Here is a 22,386-nt window from a genome sequence, read left to right as displayed (position 1 = left end):
ACCGCCGCCGAGACCGCCCGCGCCGCGGCCGACGCGGTGGCGGCGCGGGCGCGCGAGCTGCCGGCCCGCGCCGCCGACGTCCGGCGGGGGGCGGCGTCGGTGCACACCCGCCGGGAGGCGCTGCGCACCCGCCACGAGCGGCTGGCCCCCGTGATGAGCGAGCTGCGCCGCCGGTACACCCACCGCGCCTGGGCGGCCGTGGAGCAGGCGCCGCAGCAGGCGGCGACCGCGCTCGGCGAGGTGGACGACGTCCTCGCCCGCCTCGACGTCCTGCTCGCCGCGCCGGTCCTCGACGTGCCGGCCGCGGCGGCACTGCTCGAGCGGGTCCGGGGCGCAGCGGGGCGGGCCGAGCAGGCGATCCGCTCGGCCACCGACCGGCTGGCCCAGCTGGACGCCGCGTCCTCCGACCCCGGGTCCGTGCTGGGCGCCGTGGCGCGGGAGCTGGTCGACGCCCGCCGCTTCCTCGCCGCGCTGCCCGAGGGCCGCGGTCAGCGGTTCCGGTCGACGTTCGACAACCTGGCGCGGCGGCTCGACGCGCTGCAGGGCGAGGTCCGGGCGCCCCGGCCCGACTGGGGGCACGTCGTCGACGAGGCCCGCGCGATCTCGGCCGGGCTGGACGCCATGATCCGCACCGCCCGCGCCGGCTGAGCCGTCCTCAGCCCACCTCGGCCAGCAGCCAGCGGAGGATCTCCTCCCCGGCCCGGACGCCGTCGGCCCGGGTCACCGCGACCCCCTCGGCGGTCCACCCCTGCTCGTGCAGCTCACCGTGCGCCGGCCGGATCGCGGCGTCCGCGGCGGCCAGCATGGGGGCGTCGAGCAGGCTGTCGCCGGCGCACAGCAGCCGCACAGGCCCGCCGGCCCGCCCGGCCAGCCGGTCCCGCAGCCGCAGCAGCGCGCCGGCCTTGGTCAGGCCCGCGGGGACCAGGTAGACCTTGCGGCCCTGCAGGCTCACCGTCCAGCCGGCGTCGGCGGCCGCGGTGGTGAGGTCGGCCAGCCACCCCCGGGGGACGGCGGCGCGCGCGTGGGCCACCAGGTAGACGAAGAGGTCCTCGGCGGCGCGCACCGTCTTCACCCACGGCTGCCCGTCGACCGCGGTCAGCAGCCGCAGCGCGTCGGGCAGCGGCGCCGAGCGCGCGACGACCTCCCGCGCCTGCTCGTCCCAGCCCGGGTCGCGGACGCCGTCGACGAGCAACGCTCCCCCGTTGGCGCACAGCGCGTACCCGGGCACGGCCGGGAAGGCGACCCGGCGGTACTGGGCCTCCGTCCGGGTGGTCACCGGCACGACGAGCGCCCGCGCCATGAGCTCCCCGAGCAGCGCCCAGGCGGGGTCGGTCACCCGGGACAGCGGCGCCCCCTCGTAGTGCTCGACGACCCGCAGCGGCGGCAGCCCGGCCGGGTCGCCGGCGGAGCTCGCCGAGTAGATGAGCGTGCGGTCCAGGTCGACGGCCGCCACCGGAACCGTCCCCGCGAGCACGGTCACGGGCCCACCGGCCGGATCAGCCCCACGCAGGAGTACGGCAGGCCGGGGACCTCGAGCACCGGGACCCCGCGGGCCTCGGCCAGAGCGCGGACGTGCCGCAGCTCCTCGGCCCGGCCCGGGTGCGCGAGCACCCGCCACGGCACCCGCCGCAGCAGCACCCGGGTGGTCTCCCCCACCCCCGGCTTGACCAGGTTGACGTCGGCGATCCCGTGCTCGGCGGCGATCCGCTGCACCGCGGCCCAGCCGGCCCACGTCGGCGTCCGGTCGGCGGCGGAGTGCCCCCGGGCCGCCGCGCGCGCCTCGCCGGGGTCCGGGAACGCGGCGGCGACGGTGTCGACGAACAGCCCGGAGACGTCGCCGGGCGCGTGCTCGGCGTAGTACTTCGCGCCGTGGAACATGCCCGGCCCGATGAGGTCCGGCCGCAGCACCGTGCGCGACACCAGTCCGGAGACGGTGCTGTTCAGGCACGCACTGGGGATGAGGAAGTCGTCGCGGGTGCCGTGCAGGTCGGTGCAGCCGCCGGGGTCGGCGAGCACCGCCAGCCGGTCGTCGAGGCCGGCGTGCTCCAGGTGGGCCGCCCGCCAGGCGGTGACGGCCGCGGTGAGCTCCCGCTGGATGGCGCCCTTGCCGGTCCAGCCGTCGACGAAGCGCACGGCGGCGGCCGGGTGGCGGTCCAGGACGTGGGCGAGCGCGACCTCGTCGATGCCCCGCCCGCGGACGATGGAGATCGTGTAGTGCGGCACCTCGACTCCTCGGGAGGCGAGGTACCAGCGGCGCAGCAGCACCCCGACCGGCGTCCCGGCGCGGGCGAGGGAGACCAGCACCGGCGGGTGCCCGGCCCGCGCGGCCTCGGCCCAGACCAGCTCCCCGACCAGCGCCACCGCCTCGGCCAGCCGCCCGGCGCTCTGCTCCAGCGCGGCGGTGAACAGCGCCAGGTAGGCGGCGTCGGGCTGGTACTCGACCGGCAGCATCTCCGAGTAGTGGGTGCCGCCCTGGATGGCCTCCTCACGGTCCTGCGTGCCGCGCTCCAGCGCCACCGACGAGAGGTCGGTGAGCAGCCAGGTGACGTCCTCGACGGGGTAGGACCCGAACCGGCCGGGGACGGCGGCGGCGAGCGGGGCGCCCGCGACGACGGTCACCGGGCGCCCTCGGGCTGCGCACCGGGCACGGTCACCAGGTGGACGGCGCGGGCGGCGAACGGGCGCAGCGCGGCGACCATCCCGGCGCAGTCGGCGGCGGGCGCGTCGGCGACCACGACGACGTCGTCCGCGCGCAGGTCCGACCAGGGCTCCCCCGGCGGCGGCACGGCGGCGGGGTCGGCGAGGTTGTGCACCAGCGAGCCCCGGCCGGGGTCGTCGGGCGCCGGGAACGCGACGGTGCGGCGCACCGCGTACCCGGGGTCGTCGGCGGCGTGCACCGGGCTGCGGGTGGTGGACTGCAGCAGGACCGGGGTCCTTGGCAACCGGGTGGCGAGCCGGTCGCCGAGCACGGCGGGCGCGTACATGAGCTCCTCGGTGCCGAGCACCAGCACGCCGCGGCTGCCGGCCAGGCCCGGCGCCAGCCGGGCGGCTGCGGCGTCGGCCGCGGCGGCCAGCCGGGCGGTGCCGGCCGGGGTGAGCCCGTGGCGGGCGGTGGCCGGGACGCCGTCGGGCCAGAGCCCGGGGTGCGGGACCACCGCGGCCGGCGGGCCGGAGGGCAGCGGAGCGGGCGGCGGCAGCTCCGCACGGGCGGCCGCCGCCCGCGCGAGGACGTCGGCGGGGAAGGTGAGCCGGGCGGCCACGACGGCGGCGACGTCCACCCGGACGCCGAGCTCCGCGGCCCGCTGCGCGAAGGCGGCCGTGAGCTCCGGCGTCCGGGCGTCGAGCAGCGCCGCGACGACGTACCGCGGCCGCGGGAAGTGCGCGTGCAGCTCGGCGATCGTGTTGAGCACGGTGCGCCCGGAGGTCAGCTCGTCGTCCACGAGGACCAGCGGCCCGTCCCCGGCCAGCGACACCTCACCCGTTGGCTGCAGCGCGTGCCCGACCGCGTGCGAGTGCTCCTCCTCGAAGCGGGCCGCCACCGGGACGCCGGCGTGCAACCGCCGGGTCGTGTGCAGGTAGGCGGTACCCAGGCGCGCCGCCGCGGCGTGCCCGAGGCCGGTCGCCGTCTCGCAGTAGCCGATCACCAGGCCGGCGGCGTCGGGCCCGAGCACCGCGGCGACGGCGTCCCCGACGGCCGCCCCGGCGGCCAGCACGTCGGCCGGGGCGGCGGGCACGTGCTTGCCCAGCACCCGGGAGACCACCAGCTGGGCCCGCCGCGGGTTGTCCCGGAGCGCCAGCCCGGCCCAGTCGGCGAACACCGCCCGGCCGGGGCCGGTGACCGAGACGTCGAGGAGACGGGCGACGGTCGCCGAGAGCGGGACCGGGGCGGCGAGGGTGCCGGTCATGCCGGCAGCGCCGGGGCGAAGACGCGGGCGACCTGCCGCTGGCCGGCGCCCAGCAGCTCCACCAGTGCGGACTCGTCGGCGACCACGCCGAACACCGCGGCCCGGCGGCTGATCAGCTCGGCCCACAGCGCGTGCGGACCCAGCTCGTTCATCCGGCCGTGCGCCGAGGCCCGGACGCCGCCCTCCGCGCGGGCGGTCAGGATGTCCAGGGCGTCGTCGTACTCCGAGCGCGCGACGGTGAACAGCGCGTTCACGACCGACACGTGGGCGGGGTGGATCACGGTCTTGCCGTGCATGCCGTTGGCCTTGTCCAGGGTCGTCTCGCGGATCAGGCCGTCGAGGTCGTCGTCGATGAGGTGCTGGCGCAGCGCGCTCTCCCGCCGCGAGGTGAACGGTGTCTGGCGCAGCTGCGGCTTGAACAGGCGGGGGCCGGGGATGTGCTCCCAGACCGCGGCGGTGACCACGTGCTCCCCGTTGCGGGCGAAGCGGTTGACGATGTCGGCCAGGCAGTCCCGGACGACGGCGACGTCCCAGACCGTGGTGTCCCGGTCGCGCCGCAGGCCGAACAGGCCCGAGAGGTCGGTGCCACCGACCCGCACGCAGAGCACCGCGTCGGCGTAGTGGTCCAGCTGCTCGGCGACGGCGCCCAGCGCGGCCGCCCGGCTCTCGGACCAGGCGACGTCCGGCGTCTCGAGGATCGGCATGGCGTAGAGCGGGTGCGGGCTGCCGGCGCTCACCTCGGCGACGGCGGCGAGCATCTCCCCCAGCCCCGGGCCGGTCGCCTTGGGCAGGCTGAACCCGGTGAGCCGGGACAGGGCCGGGCCGGCGGCCGCCGCCAGCCGCCGGATCTGCGCCGGCTCGCGCACCCGGACGAAGAGCAGCGGCAGGTCCTCTCCGCAGCCGCGCTCGTCGATGCGCTGGAGCGCGGCGACCACGTTGGCCTCCGCGGCGGCGACCTGGGCGTGCGGGATCGCGTCCTCGAGGCACCACACCACGCTCGTGGCGCCGATGGCCGCCGCGCGGGCGGCGTCGACGTCGAGGGCCGGTCGGGTGCCGGGGCTGTACAGGGTGGCGCCCAGGGCCAGGGCCAGGGTCGAGCGGGGACTGTGCGGCGTCACCGTGCCCGGGGGCACGGCGAACAGCCGGTCGCGCTCGTCGTCGGTCAGGTACGCGAAGTGGCGCACGGGTGTCCTCCCGCTTCTTGAGGGGACGGTGGGTGGGGCGGTGGGGTGGCGCTGCGTCAGCCGGCCAGGAGGCCCTGCGCGCGGGCGCGGCGCAGCCAGTCCGGGTACTCGGTCATGAGCCGGTCGAACAGCGCGTCGTCGCTGATCGGCGTCCGCCCCATGAGGTCCTCCTGGCCGACGGCGAAGAAGTCGGCGTTGTCGGTGTAGCGGCCCTCCAGGTCGTCCAGCCGCTGGAGGTAGCTGAACTCGCGCGGCGAGCCGATGCCCATGAACTGCCAGAACACCGGCTCGTAGGACGCCGACCGGATCTGCTTCGTCGCCACCGCCTTGTCACTCGGTGCACCGTCGGTCAGGAACATGACGTAGACCGGCACCCGGTCGGGCAGCGGCTCCACCCGCGTCCCGCTCGAGCCGAAGTAGTGCTGCCGGACCGCTGACATCGCGGCACCGTATCGAGTGTCGAACTCCAGCCGGTGCTCCCTCAGGACCGACGCGATGAACTCCTGGTGACCTTCCAGTCGCAGTCCGGTGTCGGGCTGGTGCACCTGCTTGCCGAACAGGAAGACGTCGACGACGCCGTCGTCGTCGAAGCGCAGACCGAGGGCGAGGACGCGCTCGGCCAGCCGCTGGACCGCGCCGGACCGGTAGAGGCCGGCCATCGACCCGGAGATGTCGAGCACGAGGGCGACCCGGGCGGTGTGCTCGCCGAGGCCGCGCTTCTGCAGGCTGACGCCGGCGGTCTTCACCAGGGAGAGCATCTGCGGGGACGAGGTCGCCAGCTTCTTCTCGAGGTCGACCAGCCGTCGCTTCTCCATGCTGACCGGAGGCGCTGCGGGAGCCGGCGGAGCCGGCGCCGCAGCCGGTACCGGGGCGGGGGCGGGGGCGGGCGCCTCGTCGACGTCCACGCCGACGTCGGTGGCCAGCCCGGCGAGGCCGTCGGTGAAGCCGCGGCCGACGGCGCGCACCTTCCACTCGCCGTTGCGCCGGTAGACCTCGGCGAAGACGAGCGCGGTCTCCGCCCCGGCGGTGACCTCGCAGCGCACCGCGGCCGGCGCCTGCTCGTCGGCGGCCACCTCGACGCCCACCCCCGCCAGACCGCCGAACGTGCCCGGCCCCTCGAGGGAGGCGCCGATGACCACCTTCTCCACGTCGGCGGGCAGCCGGTCGGGGTCGATCCGCACCCGGTCCACGGTCACCGGGCCGCGGGTGGCCTTGCCGAGGTGCCGGACCGCCCCGTCCCCGCCGCTGGGCTGGTTGTAGAAGACGAAGTCGGCGTCGCTGCGGACCCGCCCCGCCCCGGTGGTGAGGAACGCGGACAGGTCGGCGTCCACCCCCGGTGCGGGCTGCCAGGTCAGCGTGACCACGACCGGGCCGCGGAGGCCGACGGCCGCCAGGCCGACGTTGCCCCCGCGCGGCAGGAGCTGGGTCACTTGCGGCCCGCGGTCCAGTTCATGCCCCACCCGTAGGCCGCGTCGAGGTCGCGCTGGACGCCGGGCAGGTAGCGGATCTCGCGCTGCACGGTGAGCGCCCCGCCCGAGTTGGTGAGCAGGGCGATCGCGCACGAGCGCGCGTTGGTGGCGTGCTCGTCCAGCCGGACCTCGATCGGTGCCGCGCCCTGCGGGAACAGGGTGACCACGGCGTCGGCCGCCGCCCAGTTGGGCGCGCCCTCGTAGATGAAGGCGAAGACGAGGATCCGCTTGATCGCGTCCAGCCGGTCGAGGTTGACGAGGAGGTTCTCGCCGCTGGAGACCTTGCCGGAGCGGTCGTCGCCGTCGAGCAGGACGTAAGGGGGCTGGTCGAGGGAGCCGAAGGAGTTGCCCAGAGCCTGGACGACGCCCTTGCGCCCGTCGGTGGTCTCCCACAGGCAGGCCAGGTCCAGGTCGACGGCGGGGGTCTTGCTGAACAGCCCGCGCTTCTGAGCTCCGGAGTTCCAGTTGAGGTTGATCCGCATCTGGCCGCCGGCGCCCTGCCCCTTGGTGAGGGAGACCGACGGGGAGCCCTTGGTGAGGGTGACCTTGGACAGCGAGACGCCACCGGCGGGAGCGGCTGGGGGCTTGGGCGGGCGGGTGTAGTCGACCATGACGGGCCTTCCTGGAGCGGGTGCGGGACCACCGGGGGCGGCCGGGCCGCGGGCGCCGTGCGACGCCCGCGACCCGGCCGGTCCGGTCAGACGTTGACGCCGAAGTCCTGGGCGATGCCGCGCAGACCGGAGGCGTAGCCCTGGCCCACCGCGCGGAACTTCCAGTCCGAGCCGTTGCGGTACAGCTCGCCGAAGACCATCGCGGTCTCGACCGACGCGTCCTCGGTGAGGTCGTAGCGAGCGATCTCCTGCCCGTTGGCCTGGTTGACCACCCGGATGAACGCGTTGCGCACGGCGCCGAAGTTCTGCTTGCGCGTGTCGGCGTCGTAGATGGAGACGGGGAAGACGATCTTGTCGCAGGTCGGCGGCACGCCACTCAGGTCGACCTGGATGACCTCGTCGTCCCCCTCGCCCTGGCCGGTGAGGTTGTCACCGACGTGGACGACCGAGCCGTCGGGGCTGCGCAGGTTGTTGAAGAACACGAACCCCGAGTCGTCCGGGGTGACCCTGCCGCCGGCGTCGAGCATGATCGCCGAGGCGTCGAGGTCGAAGTCGCCCCCGGAGAAGGTGTTGACGTCCCAGCCCAGACCCACGTTGACCGCGGTCATGCCGGGCGCTTCCTTGGTCAGCGAGACGTTGCCGCCCTTGCTGAGGCTCACACCCATGTGGAGAACTCCCAATCCATCGCCGTGAGATGCGGAGCGGCGGTTGCCGCCCCGCGGGGCGCGGGAGGCCGACCCACCCCGGGGGCCGCGGTGGGCACCCCGGGCGAGGCCGGGCGCGCTGCGCCCGGACCGGTCCCCCGCCACCGCTCCCGTGGCCGGCGCCACGGGAGCGGACGTCCGTCGGATACTGCCGCACCTGGTCCGGCAGCGACAGGCTCCGCAAGCCGCGTGGTCAGCGGCCCGCGGTCCCGGCCGGTGCCCACCGGAGGGGCCGGGGACCGGTCACCGGCGACCCCCCTCGGGGGAGCCGTCGGCCGAGCGCACCGCCGCCGTCCGGCCGGTGGCCGGGGCATCGCCGCGGCCGGTGGTGGGCAGGTCGTCGTGCGCGTGCGGCGCGGCCACCTCCCGGCCCCCGGGACCGGCGCCCTCGTCGGCCGGGCCGGTGGGGCTCGGCCGGCCGGCGGCGGCGTCCTTCTTGTTCTTGCGCAGGCTGGCCCAGGTGGTGACCAGCAGCGTGACGAGGATGACCGCCAGGGACAGCCAGGTCGGGATCTCGGGCACCGCTGTCACGTGCTCGCCGCCGTTGATGAACGGCAGCTCGTTCTCGTGCAGCGCGTGGATGACCAGCTTGACGCCGATGAAGCCGAGGATGACGGCCAGGCCGTAGGCGAGGTAGACGAGCCGGTCGAGCAACCCGTCGAGCAGGAAGAACAGCTGGCGCAGGCCCAGCAGCGCGAAGGCGTTGGCGGTGAAGACCAGGTAGGTCTCCTGGGTGAGCCCGAAGATCGCCGGGATCGAGTCGACGGCGAACAGGATGTCCGCGCTGCCGATCCCGATGAGCGCGATGAACAGCGGGGTGATGTGCCGCTTGCCCCGGACCTTCGCCGTCAGCCGGTCGCCGTGGTAGTCGTCGGTCGTCGGCAGGACGCGCCGGGTCAGCCGCAGGAAGGCGTTCTCCTTGAACTCCTCGCTGTCGTCGTGACCGCCGCTGCGCGCCTGCGCCCAGGCGGTGTAGATGAGGAAGCCGCCGAAGAGGTAGAAGACCCAGCTGAAGTTCTCGATGGCCGCGGCGCCGGCGAAGATGAAGATGGTCCGCAGGACCAGGGCGAAGGCGATGCCGAACAGCAGCACCTTCTGCTGGAGCTCCCGGGGCACGGCGAAGCTCGCCATGATCAGGACGAAGACGAAGAGGTTGTCGACCGAGAGGCTCTTCTCGGTGATGAAGCCGGCGAAGTACTCACCGCCGTACTGCGGGCCGGCGAAGACCAGGACCAGCAGGCCGAAGACGATGGCCAGGCCGACGTAGACGGCCGACCAGGTGGCCGACTCCTTGAGCGTCGGCGCGTGCGGTGTGCGGACGTGGCCGACGAAGTCGAACACGAGCATGCCGATGATCGCGGCGACGGTGATCGCCCAGATCCAGATCGGGACGTCCATACAGGCTTTCCTCCGGAGGACTGGCAGTCGTCAGCACCGGAGGTCTCTCCCGCCGCCCGGAAACCGGGTGACCGGCAGCGCCGGGGGCCGTCGGGACCCCGTGTTGACGACGCTGCCGCGTGGGGATACTCCCCTCCTCGTCGGGACCCGGGCAGGCGACAACGACCACTGGGTCCCGTCCTCCGCAACGGCCGGGAGGGGGTCCGGGTTCCCGGCTCCCCGGGACGTCCGTCCGGCGCTCAGCGAGCGGCGGGGCGGCGGGCCTTCGGGAGGGCCGCGACGATCGCGTCGTACGAGGCGTCGACCAGCTCGCGGACCTCGTCGTCGGCGACCGGGCCGGTCCAGTCGACGGCGTTCCACCCGTAGCGCCCGATGTAGGCGCTGGCGACGATCGCGCCGGGGTGGCGCTCCCGCCACTCGGCGGCCTCGGCCGCGTCCCGACCGCACTTCACCCCGACGGTGCCGCCGTCCAGGTTGATGAAGGCGAACGCCTTGCCACCGACCTTGGCGACCAGCTCCGCGTCGCCCCAGGGGTAGGTCTCCTCCGCCCCCGGCTTCGCCAGGCAGTGCGCGACCAGCTCCTCCCGCTGCACAGCTCTCCCTCCTGGTGACGGACCGGATCGGCCCCGCTCGGCCCTCCCGCGCAGTACGGCCCCGCTCGGCCCTCCTGCAGGGGCCCGCCACGAGCTCGCGAGTGGTGGGGGGCAGGAGGGTCCTTCCGTTCAGGCGTGCGCGGCGTCGAACTGCCGGAGCTCCTTCTTCAGCTCCGACAGCTCGTCACGCAACCGGGCGGCCACCTCGAACTGCAGCTCCCGGGCGGCGGCCAGCATCTGCTCGTTCATCTGCGTGATGAGGTCGGCCAGCTCGTTGCGGGGCAGCCCCTGCACGTCGATGGCGCCGGCCTTCCCCGCCTTCTTGGACGACAGCCCGGGCACCGGCGCCTTGCCGCGCGACTGCTGGCGTCCGGAGCCGCCGATCAGCTCGGTCTCGGCGTCCTCCGCCGCCTTGTAGATCCCGTCGAGGATGTCGACGATCTTCTTGCGCAGCGGCTGCGGGTCGATGCCGCGCTCGGTGTTGTAGGCGACCTGCTTCTCGCGGCGCCGGTTGGTCTCCTCGATCGCGTGGGCCATCGAGGGGGTGACCTTGTCGGCGTACATGTGCACCTGCCCGGAGACGTTGCGGGCGGCGCGCCCGATCGTCTGGATCAGCGAGGTGCCCGACCGGAGGAAGCCCTCCTTGTCGGCGTCCAGGATCGCGACCAGCGACACCTCGGGCAGGTCCAGGCCCTCGCGCAGCAGGTTGATGCCGACCAGGACGTCGTACTCGCCCTGCCGGAGCTCGCGCAGCAGCTCCACGCGGCGCAGCGTGTCCACCTCGGAGTGCAGGTACCGGACCTTGATGCCCAGCTCGAGCAGGTAGTCGGTGAGGTCCTCGGCCATCTTCTTGGTCAGGGTCGTGACCAGCACCCGCTCGTCCTGCTCGGTGCGCAGCCGGATCTCGTGCACCAGGTCGTCGATCTGGCCCTTGGTCGGCTTGATGACGACCTCGGGGTCCACCAGGCCGGTGGGGCGGATGACCTGCTCCACGACGTCGCCCTGCACGCGGCCGAGCTCGTAGGGCCCCGGGGTCGCCGACAGGTACACCGTCTGCCCGATCCGCTCGGTGAACTCCTCCCACTTCAGCGGGCGGTTGTCCATCGCCGAGGGCAGCCGGAAGCCGTGCTCGACCAGCGTGCGCTTCCGGCTCATGTCGCCCTCGTACATGCCGCCGATCTGCGGCACGGTGACGTGCGACTCGTCGATGACCAGCAGGAAGTCGTCGGGGAAGTAGTCGATCAGACAGGCGCCGGCGCTGCCCGGCGCGCGGCCGTCGATGTGCCGGGAGTAGTTCTCGATGCCCGAGCAGAACCCGACCTGGCGCATCATCTCGATGTCGTAGGTGGTGCGCATGCGCAGCCGCTGGGCCTCCAGGAGCTTGCCCTGCCGCTCCATCTCGGACAGCCGCTGCTCCAGCTCGGCCTCGATGCCCCCGATCGCCCGCTCCATCCGCTCCGGGCCGGCGGCGTAGTGGGTGGCGGGGAACACGAACAGCTCCTGCACCTCGCGGACCACCTCACCGGTGAGCGGGTGCAGGTAGTACAGCCGCTCCACCTCGTCGCCGAACATCTCGATCCGGACGGCGAGCTCCTCGTACACCGGGAAGACCTCGATCGTGTCGCCGCGCACCCGGAAGGTGCCGCGGGTGAACGAGAGGTCGTTGCGGGTGTACTGCTCGGTGACCAGCGTGCGCAGCAGGTCGTCCCGGTCGCGCTCCTCCCCCACCCGGATCTTCAGCGCACGCTCGACGTACTCCTCAGGCGTCCCCAGGCCGTAGATGCAGGAGACGGTGGCGACCACGACGACGTCCCGCCGGGTGAACAAGCTGTTGGTCGCCGAGTGCCGCAGCCGCTCGACCTCCTCGTTGATCGAGGAGTCCTTCTCGATGTAGGTGTCGGTCTGCGGGACGTAGGCCTCGGGCTGGTAGTAGTCGTAGTACGAGACGAAGTACTCGACGGCGTTGTTCGGCAGCAGCTCGCGGAACTCGTTGGCCAGCTGGGCGGCCAGCGTCTTGTTCGGCGCCATGACCAGCGTCGGCCGCTGCACCTGCTCGATCAGCCAGGCCGTCGTCGCCGACTTGCCGGTACCGGTGGCGCCGAGGAGGACGCTGTCCTTCTCCCCGGCCTTGACCCGCTGCGCCAGGGCCGCGATGGCGGTCGGCTGGTCGCCCGAGGGCTGGAACTCGCTGACGACGCGGAAGCGCCCCTGGGTGGGCCGGAGATCGGTGGTCGCGCGCACGGGTCAGACGGTACGACGGCGGTGTGACAGGACGGGGCCCTGCGACGTCCGGGCACGGGCGGGACGGACGGGGCGACCCGGGTTGCGCGCGGTGCTTGCCCTCGGGTGTGCGGCACGCCTAGCGTCCCCGGTCGCAGGAGCGGTCACCGCCGAGGACCAGCGCCACCCGGGATCCCGGGCGAGGTCGGACCTCGGCGCCGCTGCCGGCCGGACCTGCGCACGACGCCCCCCACGGAGAACCGCGGGGGGCGTCGTCGTCGGCGGGGACCGGTCCGCGGGGTGAGCGAGATCTCGGCAGCCGCCGCCCGGGACAGGTGTGCGCGGGCGTCGGGGCGGGCAACCGGGGCACGGAGCACCCCGTGTGCCCCGACCTCCCGGCCGAGCCCCGCGGCGGGAGGCCACCTGTCCCCGGCACGCTCGGGGGCGCCACGCAGGAGGACCCTCTTGATGAACCAGGTGTGGCCCGGCACCGCCTACCCCCTCGGCGCCACGTTCGACGGCACCGGCACCAACTTCGCGATCTTCAGCGAGGTGGCCGAGAAGGTCGAGCTGTGCCTGTTCGACGACGACGGCACGGAGACCCGCATCCGGCTGCCGGAGATGGACGGCTATGTCTGGCACGCCTTCCTGCCCGGGATCCAGCCCGGGCAGCGCTACGGGTACCGCGTCCACGGGCCGTACGACCCGGCCCAGGGCCTGCGCTGCAACCCGAACAAGCTGCTGCTCGACCCCTACGCCAAGGCGATCGACGGCCCGGTCGACTGGGACCCGTCGGTCTTCGGCTACGACTTCGACAGCGGCGAGCGCAACGACGACGACTCCGCCGAGCACATGCCGAAGTCCGTCGTCGTCAACCCCTACTTCGACTGGGGCGTGGACCGCCCGCCGAAGACGCCGTACCACAAGACCGTCATCTACGAGGCCCACGTCAAGGGCCTGACGATGACCCACCCGGACGTGCCGGAGGAGCTGCGCGGCACCTACGCCGGCATCGCGCACCCGGCGGTCGTCGCCCACCTGCAGTCCCTCGGCGTCACGGCGATCGAGCTCATGCCGGTGCACCAGTTCGTGCAGGACGACACCCTCCAGCAGAAGGGCCTGCGCAACTACTGGGGCTACAACACGATCGGCTTCTTCGCCCCGCACAACGAGTACGCCAGCAACACCGACAACGGCATGCAGGTGCAGGAGTTCAAGGGGATGGTCCGGACCCTGCACGAGGCCGGCATCGAGGTCATCCTCGACGTCGTCTACAACCACACGGCCGAGGGCAACCACCTGGGCCCGACGCTGTCGTTCAAGGGGATCGACAACCAGGCCTACTACCGCCTGGTCGAGGACGACCCGCAGTACTACATGGACTACACGGGCACCGGGAACTCGCTCAACGCCCGCACCCCCCAGGCGCTGCAGCTGATCATGGACTCGCTGCGCTACTGGATCACCGAGATGCACGTCGACGGCTTCCGCTTCGACCTCGCCTCGACGCTGGCCCGCGAGCTGCACGCCGTCGACCGGCTGTCGGCCTTCTTCGACCTCGTCCACCAGGACCCGGTGGTCAGCCAGGTCAAGCTCATCGCCGAGCCGTGGGACGTCGGCGAAGGCGGCTACCAGGTCGGCAACTTCCCGGCCCTGTGGACCGAGTGGAACGGCAAGTACCGCGACACCGTCCGCGACTACTGGCGCGGCGAGCCGGCGACGATCGGCGAGTTCGCCAGCCGGCTCACCGGGTCGGCCGACCTGTACCAGCACTCGGGCCGGCGGCCGGTGGCCAGCATCAACTTCGTCACCGCGCACGACGGGTTCACGCTCAACGACCTGGTCTCCTACAACGAGAAGCACAACGAGGCCAATGGCGAGGGCAACAACGACGGCGAGAGCCACAACCGCAGCTGGAACTGCGGGGTCGAGGGCGACACCGTCGACAAGAAGGTGCTCGCGCTGCGGGCCCGCCAGCGGCGGAACTTCATCGCCACGCTGATGCTGAGCCAGGGCGTGCCGATGCTCCTGCACGGCGACGAGCTGGGCCGGACGCAGAACGGCAACAACAACGGCTACTGCCAGGACTCCCCGCTGACCTGGATCGACTGGGACAACGTGGACGAGGGCCTGCTCGAGTTCACCAAGACGGCGACCCGGATCCGCACCGAGCACCCGACCTTCCGCCGTCGCCGGTTCTTCCACGGCCGCCCGGTGCGGCGCGAGGAGGGGGCACCGGTGCAGGACGTGGCCTGGCTGACCCCGTCCGGCGACCTCATGACCGAGGACGACTGGGACGCCGGGTTCGCGAAGTCGATCGCGATGTACCTCAACGGGCACGGCATCCGGTCCACCGACGAGCGCGGTGAGGACGTCGTCGACGACCACTTCTACCTGGCCTTCAACGCCTCGCACGAGCCGATGGACTTCTGCCTGCCCTCGGAGGAGTACGCGCAGGTCTGGACCGTCCGGCTCGACACCGCGGAGTTCGGCCAGGTCGAGCCGACGGAGCTCAAGCCGGGCGAGTCGATCACCGTGCAGGACCGGTCGATGGTCGTGCTCAGCGCCTCGCGGCGGGCGTGACCGTGTCCGCACCGCTCAGCGAGGACCGGCGGCGCGGCGTCCCGACCGCCACCTACCGGCTGCAGGTGACGGCCGACTTCCCCCTGGGGGAGGCCGCGTCCGTGGCCGGCTACCTGGCCGACCTGGGGGTGAGCCACGCCTACTCCTCCCCCCTGCTGCGCTCGGCGGCGGGGAGCACGCACGGCTACGACACCGTCGACCACGCGCACATCGACGAGTCGCGCGGCGGGCGGGCCGGCTTCGACCGACTGGTCGAGGCCCTGCACGAGCAGGGCCTGGGCCTGGTCCTGGACCTGGTGCCCAACCACATGGGCGTCGCCGACCCGGCCGAGGCGCCGTGGTGGTGGGACGTGCTGCAGCACGGGCGGGACAGCGCGCACGCCGGCGCCTTCGACGTCGACTGGGACTTCGGCGGCGGGAAGGTGCGCCTGCCCGTCCTGGGGTCGGCGGACGACGTCGAGAAGCTCGAGGTCGTCGCCGGCGGGGCGGGTGGGGACGGACCAGCGGAGCTGCGCTACTACGACAACCGCTTCCCGATCGCCCCGGGGACCGGGGAGGGCACTCCGCAGGAGGTGCACGCCCGCCAGCACTACGAGCTGGTGGACTGGCGGCGGGCCGACACCGACCTGAACTACCGGCGGTTCTTCGCGATCAACACCCTCGCCGGGCTGCGGGCCGAGGACCCGGAGGTGTTCGCCGCGACCCACCGGCTGGTGCTGGAGCTGGTCGAGGCCGGCGCGGTCGACGGCCTGCGGATCGACCACCCCGACGGCCTGGCCGACCCCAAGGGCTACCTGGACCGGCTGGCGGAGGCCTCCGGCGGCCGCTGGACGGTCGTGGAGAAGATCCTCGAGCCCGGGGAGGACCTGCCGGAGAGCTGGGCGACCGCGGGGACGACGGGCTACGACGCGCTGGCCGAGGTCGACGACGTCCTCGTCGACCCGGCCGGCGAGCCGGAGCTGACCGCGCTCGACACCGAGCTCAGCGGCCGGGCGGTCGACTACGCCCAGCTGGTGCACGACTGCAAGCGCGAGGTCACCGACGGGATCCTCGGCTCGGAGGTCGCCCGCCTGGTGCGGGTCATCGGCGAGCTGCCGGGCGTCGACACCGCCACGGAGCAGGAGGCCCTGGCCGAGCTGCTGGCCTCCTTCGCCGTCTACCGCAGCTACCTGCCCGACGGCCGCGAGCACCTCGACGCGACCGTGGCCGCGGTGCGGCAACGGCGCCCCGACCTCGGCGCGGCGCTGGACGCGCTGCACCCGGTGCTGTCGCAGGCCGGCACCGAGGCGGCCACCCGGTTCGAGCAGACCAGCGGCCCGGTGATGGCCAAGGGCGTCGAGGACAGCGCCTACTACCGCTGGGCGCGGTTCGTCGCGCTCAACGAGGTGGGCGGCGACCCGGCGCGCTTCGGCGGCACGGTGGCGGAGTTCCACGAGGCGCAGCAGCGCCGGCTGGAGCGCAAGCCGGAGTCGATGACCACGCTGTCGACGCACGACACCAAGCGCAGCGAGGACGTGCGCGCCCGGCTGGCGGTGCTGGCCGAGATCCCGGGCGAGTGGGCGCAGCTGGTGCGCCGGCTGCTGGACCGGCACCCGCTGCCCGACCGCCCGCTCGCGCACCTGGTGTGGCAGAACCTGGTCGGCGCCTGGCCGCTGTCGCGGGACCGGGCGCACGCCTACGCCGAGAAGGCCGCGCGCGAGGCCGGGACGTCGACGACGTGGACCGACGCCGACGAGGAGTTCGAGGCCCGCCTGCACGCGCTGGTCGACGCCGCGTACGACGACGAGGCGACGTACGGCGCGATCGAGGACCTCGTCGCCCGGATCGCGCCGTTCGGCCGGTCCAACTCGCTGGCGCAGAAGTTGCTGCAGCTCACCATCCCCGGCGTCCCGGACGTCTACCAGGGCACCGAGCTGTGGGACCTGTCCCTCGTGGACCCGGACAACCGCCGCCCGGTGGACTACGACCTGCGCCGGCGCCTGCTCGCCCGGCTCGACGGGGGCTGGGTGCCCCCGGTCGACGCCGAGGGGGCGGCCAAGCTGCTCGTCGTCTCCCGGACCCTGCGCGCCCGCCGGGAGCACCCCGAGTGGTTCACCGGTTACGAGCCGGTCGAGGCCACCGGGACCGCCGCCGGGCACGTCGTCGCCTTCGACCGCGGGGGCGCGGTGACGGTGGCGACCCGGCTGCCCGTGGGGCTCGCGGACGCCGGCGGCTGGGGCGACACCGCGCTGCAGCTGCCGAACGGGGCCTGGCGGGACCTGCTCACCGGGGACCGGTTCGTCTCCGACGCCGCGGGGATGCCGGTCGCGCAGGTCCTCGGGCGGCTGCCGGTCGCCCTCCTCGTCCGCGACTGAAGAAGGACCGCCCTTCCCCCCACGCCGCGCAGGCTCGGCGCGGGCCCCTGAAGGGCGGCCGCTCCAGCACGTCACCGGGCTCAGGTCGGGACCCGGGACGGGGCCGCACAGCACGGGCCACAGCATGACTCCTCGTCACGGGCCGGGGACGGTGTGCCGTCCCCGGCCCGGCCTGTCGCGCCACGCCGGGAGAACTCGCCGCGTCGGGCGGGCCGGATCCGCGCGGCCACCTACCGTCGCCCGGGTGCCCGGCCGACCGGCGGGGCACGGACGCCGTCCCGCCCAACCCCGTCCGGCGGCGTCCCCACCGCAGCACCGTGGACGGGGGTGGGGGACCCACTTCTGACGCCCCGCGCGTCTGGGGGTGAAGCCGCGTCAGCGCGGCCGGGCACCGATCGCCCGAACCCGACAGCTAACCCCTCCGGCGGCGATCGGAGGATCCCCTTGTCCCAGCACGATCGTTCCTTCCTGCCTGCCCGCGGCCTGCGCCGCGGTGCCGTCGTCCTCACCGGTGCGGCGGCCCTCTCCCTCGGCGTCCTCGCCGGTCCGGCCGCGGCCGCCGGCCCCAACGACTGGGACGCCGTCGCGCAGTGCGAGTCCGGTGGCAACTGGAGCATCAACACCGGCAACGGCTACTACGGCGGCCTGCAGTTCAGCCCGGGCACCTGGGCGGCCTACGGCGGCACGCAGTACGCGTCGCGGGCCGACCTCGCCACCAAGGAGCAGCAGATCGCCACCGCCGAGCGCACGCTCGACGGGCAGGGCCCGGGCGCCTGGCCCACCTGCGGCCGCGGCCTGGACCCGGCCGCGCCGGAGGCGGGTGCAGCGGCCCCGGCTGCCGCACCGGCGCCCGCCCCTGCCGCCGCGCCGGCCGGGAGCTACGTGGTGAAGGCCGGCGACACGCTGGCCGAGATCGCGGCGGCGCACGGCACCACGTGGCAGGCGCTGTACGAGAAGAACCGGCACCAGCTCAGCAGCCCGAACGTCATCCGCGTCGGCCAGGCGCTCGTGGTCTGACCGACGGCCGCTCGACCCGGGCCACGGGCAGCCGGTCCCCCGGCCTCCCGTGGCCCGGGGGGCGGGCCGCCCGGCGGACCCGCCCGTCGGGCACCCGTCCGCGGGCGACGTCCAGCGCCAGCGGCCAGTCGGGGTCGGTCCAGTACCCGCCGTGCCCGCCGATCCCGGTGACCGCGCGGGTCTGCAGGTCGAGGTCGGCCGGCACCGGGTCCAGCAGCCGCCACTCCGCCCCGCAGACCCGGCGGCCGGTGTCGGGGTCCAGCCAGTCCGGCTGCGGCGCCGCCGGGTCGTCGATCCGGCGGGAGGTGAGCGGCCCGCCGTCGCGGGTGTGGCCCCAGCTGGTGACCGGCCCGGCGACGGGGTCGGTGTCTCGGTAGAGGTTCACCCAGCGGAACGCGCCACCCATGCCGCGCAGCAGGTCGGCGTGCACGTAGTGCGGGAAGCCGCGGGCGAACTGCTGGCGCAGCTGCGAGCCGAAGGTCACCCACCGCACGCGGTCCCGGACCTCCTCGGGCAACCACAGCAGGGCCACCAGCGAGATCAGGCTGCCCTGGCTGTGCGCGGCGACGACGACCTCGCCGGCCGGCGCGGGGTTCTCCGCGGACCGCGGCGGCCCGTCGCCCGCGGTGGCGTCCTCGAGCGGGTCGGGCACACCCAGGTGCCAGCAGATGCGGCGGACCAGCGCGGGCACCACCTCCGAGGCGTACGGCGGCGGGACGAAGGGGTGCGCCGCGCGCGGCCAGAACGCGACGACGTCCCACACGACGTTGAGCCCGCGGCGGGCTCCCTCGGAGCGCAGCGCTCCGCGGGCGAGCAGCACGGTGCCCAGGCCGATGCCGAGCAGGGTGAGCTGGCCGAAGCCGATGACCACGTCGTCGCCGGTGACCGCGCCGCCGGACGGCGACTCGACCCCGGTGAGCAGGCTCAGGGGGAACCCCGGCTCCTCGCCCGCGCCGCGGCCCGCCCAGGCCGCGGCGCCGATCGCCACGGCGAGCACCAGCCCGAGCGCCGTCCACAGGGCCAGCACCAGCGGGACGCCGTTCTTCAGCCGGGCCGTCTGCATGGCCCGGCCGGTGCGCCGCACCCACGCGGGCGGCAGCCGCAGCTCCGGCGGGTCGCCGAAGGTCATGGCCGCCTCCGCCCGGGCGCGGAACACCGCCCGGTCGTGGCGGAGCCGGGCCCAGGTGACCCCGGCGCCGGCCGCGAACACGAGCGCGGTCACGCCCCACGCGTAGGAGAACCGCTGCAGCACGGCGGGCGCGACGACGTCGGTCCCGGTGATCCCGTCGACCAGCTCCTCGACCCCCAGGGTGAGCCCGGCGGTGGTGCCGACGCCCAGGAAGCAGCCGACCGCCGTGGCCAGCGCCGCGGACGTGCCGCCCGCGAAGCGCCGGAAGGGCCGGGGCACCGCCCGGGCCGCGCCGCGGGTCAGGGCGGCGAGCGCACAGACGGCGGCCACGAGCACCGCCACCGTCGCGGTGCCGGCCAGGACGAGGACGGCCACCGCCGGCTCCGTGCCCGGCAGCCGGCCACTGCTGCGCACGTCCGCGACCAGGACGGCGACCACGGCCAGGAGCAGCCCGGCCGCGACGAGGACCTGGCCGATGCTCGCGGCGAGCAGCGTCCAGCCGAGCGGCCGGCGGTCGGGACCGTCCCTCCGGCGCACCGTCGTCCGCCGCTCCGGATCGCCGCTGGTCAGGACGACCAGCGCCACCAGGCCGAGGACCGCCGCGGCGGCCCACCGCCACCACCGCGCCCAGGCCACGCCCGCCTCGCCGGCCACCGACAGCCCGAGCCAGGCGACGACGAGCAGGCCGGCGGCGCGGTGCAGCCGGCGCAGGGCCGGGCTGTCCGGGTCGCCGTCGAAGAACGCCGCGTCGCCCAGCCCGGGCAGCCCGTCGGCGCCGCGGCCCAGGTCCCGCGGCCCGGCGTGCCCGAAGCGGAAGCGACGGCCGGTGTCGACCTGCCCGAGCCGGGACAGCCCGGCGATGACGAGTGCGGCCACCACCAGCCCCCCGACCACGATCAGGCGGTCGGCCACCGGCAGGCTCCGCCGCGCCAGCCACTGCCAGGCCACCAGGTCGACGACGACCAGGCAGGGGGCGAGCGCGAACAGCCCGGTGAGCACGAGGGCCACCGTGCGCAGCAGCGCCCCGCACAGGGCGTGCACGCGCCGCGAGCTCCGGGACTCCGGCGGCGGCAGCATGAACTGCGCGGCGTTGACGATGCCGAAGGGGATGAGCAGCAGCCACAGGCCCTGCGACCAGGACCCCGACGTCCACCGGCCCCAGTGGAACGCCTCCAGGACGTGCCCGCCGGGAGCGCGTAGCTCGCGGCCCAGTCCATCGGTCGGGCGGAAGCACCGGCTGCGGTCGTCGCCGGCGACCTGGGCGGTGTGCGCGCTGCCCAGCATGTACTCCGGCGGGGTTCCGCTGACCCCGTGGACGCGCAGCTCGACCCAGTGCGGCATGGGCGGCTCTCCCTCTCCGGACTGCCGTGCATCTCACGATTGGCCGTCGGGTTCGCGGGCATGATCTGCCCCGTCCGCCGGCCCTGGCCAGCCCCTCAGCCCCGCACTCCTGGAGGCGCCCGCATGTCCGCACCCGTCGAGTTCTCCGTCTGGGCTCCGCTGCCGAAGCGGGTCCGGCTCCAGGTCGACGGCGCGGTGCACGACATGCGCCGGGAGGACTCGGGCTGGTGGCGCGCGGAGGTCGAGGCCGGGCCGGAGGCGGACTACGGCTTCCTCCTGGACGACGACGAGACACCCCGCCCCGACCCGCGCTCCCGCCGCCAGCCCGAGGGCGTGCACGGGCTGTCCCGGCGGTTCGACCCGGCGGCGTACCGCTGGGTCGACCGCGCGTGGACCGGCCGGCCGCTGGCCGGGGGCGTCGTCTACGAGCTGCACGTCGGCACGTTCACCCCCGAGGGGACGCTCGACGCCGCGATCGGCCGGCTGGACCACCTGGTCGAGCTCGGCGTCGACTTCGTCGAGCTGCTGCCGGTCAACGGGTTCAACGGCACGCACAACTGGGGCTACGACGGCGTCCTCTGGTACACGGTGCAGGAGGAGTACGGCGGCCCGGCGGGCTACCAGCGCTTCGTCGACGCCTGCCACCACCGCGGGCTCGGCGTGATCCAGGACGTCGTCTACAACCACCTCGGCCCGTCCGGGAACTACCTGCCGCTGTTCTTCCCGGTCTTCGCCGAGGGCGGGGCCAACACCTGGGGCAACTCGGTCAACCTCTCGGGGCCGGACTCCGACGAGGTGCGCCGCTACATCATCGACAACGCGCTCATGTGGCTGCGGGACATGCACGTCGACGGGCTGCGCCTGGACGCCGTCCACGCGCTGGTCGACGAGCGGGCCACCCACGTGCTGGAGGAGCTCGCCCAGGAGGTCGACCGCCTGTCGGTCGCGGAGGGGCGGCCGCTGACGCTGATCGCCGAGAGCGACCTCAACGACCCGCGCATGGTCACCCCCCGGGTGGCCGGCGGGATGGGCCTGACCGCCCAGTGGAGCGACGACTTCCACCACGCGCTGCACGCGACGCTGACCGGCGAGGGGCAGGGCTACTACGCCGACTTCGCCGCCGCCGGGGTCGCGGGGCTGGCCAAGACGCTCACCGGGGCGTACTTCCACGACGGGGCCTGGTCGAGCTTCCGGCGCCGGCACCACGGCCGGCCGGTGGACACCAGCGTCCTGCCGGGCTGGAAGTTCCTGGGCTACCTGCAGGACCACGACCAGATCGGCAACCGGGCCGTCGGCGACCGCATCTCGGCGTCGCTCTCCCCCGACCTGCTCGCCGTCGGCGCGACGATCGTCCTCACCAGCCCGTTCACGCCCATGCTGTTCATGGGTGAGGAGTGGGGCGCGACCACACCGTGGCAGTTCTTCACCAGCCACCCCGAGCCGGAGCTGGGCAAGGCCACCGCGGAGGGCCGGATCGGCGAGTTCGCCGAGCACGGGTGGGACGCCGCCGTCGTCCCCGACCCGCAGGACCCGGAGACCTTCACCCGCTCGAAGCTGGACTGGAGCGAGCCGGAGCGAGAGCCGCACGCCCGGCTGCTCGCCGTCCACCGCGCGCTGCTGGCGCTGCGCCGGGCCCACCCCGACCTGGTGGACCCGGACCTGTCGCGGATCCAGGCCACGTGGGACGACGCCGACCGGTGGCTGGTCGTGCACCGCGGGTCGCTGCGGATCGTGGCGAACCTCGCCGACCAGCCGCGGGAGGTCGACCTCGACGTCCCGGCCGGCGACGTGCTGTTCGCCAGCGGGGAGCTGCCGGCGCTCGACGGACGGACGGTGACCGTGCCGCGCGAGAGCGCCGTCGTGCTCTCGACCCGCTGA

The 22,386-nt window shown here is 74.4% G+C and carries 16 protein-coding genes and 1 riboswitch; of the genes, 5 read left to right on the top strand and 11 right to left on the bottom strand.

The window, feature by feature from the left end:
* Nucleotides 1–648, top strand: a 648-nt coding sequence (locus PGN05_RS18570) for a hypothetical protein (RefSeq protein WP_419754049.1), incomplete at its 5' end; no start/stop codon positions are given.
* A 7-nt stretch (nt 649–655) separates the two neighbouring features.
* On the opposite strand, the gene PGN05_RS18565 is transcribed toward PGN05_RS18570, so the two are convergent.
* From PGN05_RS18565 to uvrB, 10 genes are all read right to left on the bottom strand, one after another.
* Complete coding sequence (locus PGN05_RS18565) at nt 656–1,480, bottom strand: HAD family hydrolase (RefSeq protein ID WP_419754048.1); 825 nt, start codon at nt 1,478–1,480, stop codon at nt 656–658.
* The gene (locus PGN05_RS18560; RefSeq protein ID WP_419754047.1) at nt 1,477–2,619 is read right to left on the bottom strand and encodes a cysteine protease StiP family protein; all 1,143 of its coding nucleotides are present in this window, start codon (nt 2,617–2,619) and stop codon (nt 1,477–1,479) included. Before PGN05_RS18560 ends, PGN05_RS18565 begins: the two co-directional genes overlap by 4 nt.
* Nucleotides 2,616–3,905 (bottom strand): phosphoribosyltransferase domain-containing protein, encoded by a 1,290-nt coding sequence (locus PGN05_RS18555; RefSeq protein WP_419754046.1) that lies wholly within the window; start codon nt 3,903–3,905, stop codon nt 2,616–2,618. The genes PGN05_RS18560 and PGN05_RS18555 overlap by 4 nt, the downstream gene beginning before the upstream one ends.
* Nucleotides 3,902–5,089 (bottom strand): HpcH/HpaI aldolase/citrate lyase family protein, encoded by a 1,188-nt coding sequence (locus PGN05_RS18550; protein ID WP_419754045.1) that lies wholly within the window; start codon nt 5,087–5,089, stop codon nt 3,902–3,904. Before PGN05_RS18550 ends, PGN05_RS18555 begins: the two co-directional genes overlap by 4 nt.
* Nucleotides 5,090–5,145: 56 nt before the next feature.
* On the bottom strand, nt 5,146–6,519 hold the full coding sequence (locus PGN05_RS18545; RefSeq protein ID WP_419754044.1) for a VWA domain-containing protein: 1,374 nt from the start codon (nt 6,517–6,519) through the stop codon (nt 5,146–5,148).
* Nucleotides 6,516–7,169: a TerD family protein gene (locus PGN05_RS18540; RefSeq protein ID WP_419754043.1), complete on the bottom strand. Its 654-nt coding sequence runs from the start codon at nt 7,167–7,169 to the stop codon at nt 6,516–6,518. The genes PGN05_RS18545 and PGN05_RS18540 overlap by 4 nt, the downstream gene beginning before the upstream one ends.
* An 86-nt stretch (nt 7,170–7,255) precedes the next feature.
* Complete coding sequence (locus PGN05_RS18535) at nt 7,256–7,834, bottom strand: TerD family protein (RefSeq protein ID WP_419754042.1); 579 nt, start codon at nt 7,832–7,834, stop codon at nt 7,256–7,258.
* Between the two features lie 282 nt (nt 7,835–8,116).
* Nucleotides 8,117–9,271: a TerC family protein gene (locus tag PGN05_RS18530; protein ID WP_419754041.1), complete on the bottom strand. Its 1,155-nt coding sequence runs from the start codon at nt 9,269–9,271 to the stop codon at nt 8,117–8,119.
* 239 nt (nt 9,272–9,510) lie between these two features.
* Nucleotides 9,511–9,864, bottom strand: a complete 354-nt coding sequence (locus PGN05_RS18525; RefSeq protein ID WP_419754040.1) for an MmcQ/YjbR family DNA-binding protein — start codon at nt 9,862–9,864, stop codon at nt 9,511–9,513.
* Between the two features lie 129 nt (nt 9,865–9,993).
* Nucleotides 9,994–12,105, bottom strand: a complete 2,112-nt coding sequence (gene uvrB / locus PGN05_RS18520; RefSeq protein ID WP_419754039.1) for an excinuclease ABC subunit UvrB — start codon at nt 12,103–12,105, stop codon at nt 9,994–9,996.
* A gap of 447 nt (nt 12,106–12,552) precedes the next feature.
* On the opposite strand from uvrB, the gene glgX reads away from it, so the two are divergent.
* From glgX to PGN05_RS18505, 3 genes are all read left to right on the top strand, one after another.
* Nucleotides 12,553–14,667: a glycogen debranching protein GlgX gene (gene glgX / locus PGN05_RS18515; RefSeq protein ID WP_419754038.1), complete on the top strand. Its 2,115-nt coding sequence runs from the start codon at nt 12,553–12,555 to the stop codon at nt 14,665–14,667.
* Nucleotides 14,668–14,669: 2 nt separating this feature from the next.
* The gene (gene treY / locus PGN05_RS18510; RefSeq protein WP_419754037.1) at nt 14,670–17,021 is read left to right on the top strand and encodes a malto-oligosyltrehalose synthase; all 2,352 of its coding nucleotides are present in this window, start codon (nt 14,670–14,672) and stop codon (nt 17,019–17,021) included.
* A 298-nt stretch (nt 17,022–17,319) separates the two neighbouring features.
* Nucleotides 17,320–17,463, top strand: a riboswitch (cyclic di-AMP (ydaO/yuaA leader).
* A gap of 2 nt (nt 17,464–17,465) precedes the next feature.
* Nucleotides 17,466–18,038 carry a transglycosylase family protein gene (locus PGN05_RS18505; protein WP_419754036.1) on the top strand — a complete coding sequence of 191 codons (573 nt, stop codon included), beginning with the start codon at nt 17,466–17,468 and terminating at the stop codon, nt 18,036–18,038.
* Here PGN05_RS18505 and PGN05_RS18500 read toward each other — a convergent pair.
* Nucleotides 18,007–20,508, bottom strand: a complete 2,502-nt coding sequence (locus PGN05_RS18500) for a hypothetical protein (protein ID WP_419754035.1) — start codon at nt 20,506–20,508, stop codon at nt 18,007–18,009. The genes PGN05_RS18505 and PGN05_RS18500 overlap by 32 nt on opposite strands.
* Nucleotides 20,509–20,631: 123 nt before the next feature.
* On the opposite strand from PGN05_RS18500, the gene treZ reads away from it, so the two are divergent.
* Nucleotides 20,632–22,386: a malto-oligosyltrehalose trehalohydrolase gene (gene treZ / locus PGN05_RS18495; protein ID WP_419754034.1), complete on the top strand. Its 1,755-nt coding sequence runs from the start codon at nt 20,632–20,634 to the stop codon at nt 22,384–22,386.

The organism is Geodermatophilus sp. CPCC 206100, assembly GCF_048569675.1.
GTDB lineage: Bacteria > Actinomycetota > Actinomycetes > Mycobacteriales > Geodermatophilaceae > Geodermatophilus.
Note: the sequence above shows the minus strand (reverse complement) of the source record. Positions and strands in the feature narration are given on the sequence as shown.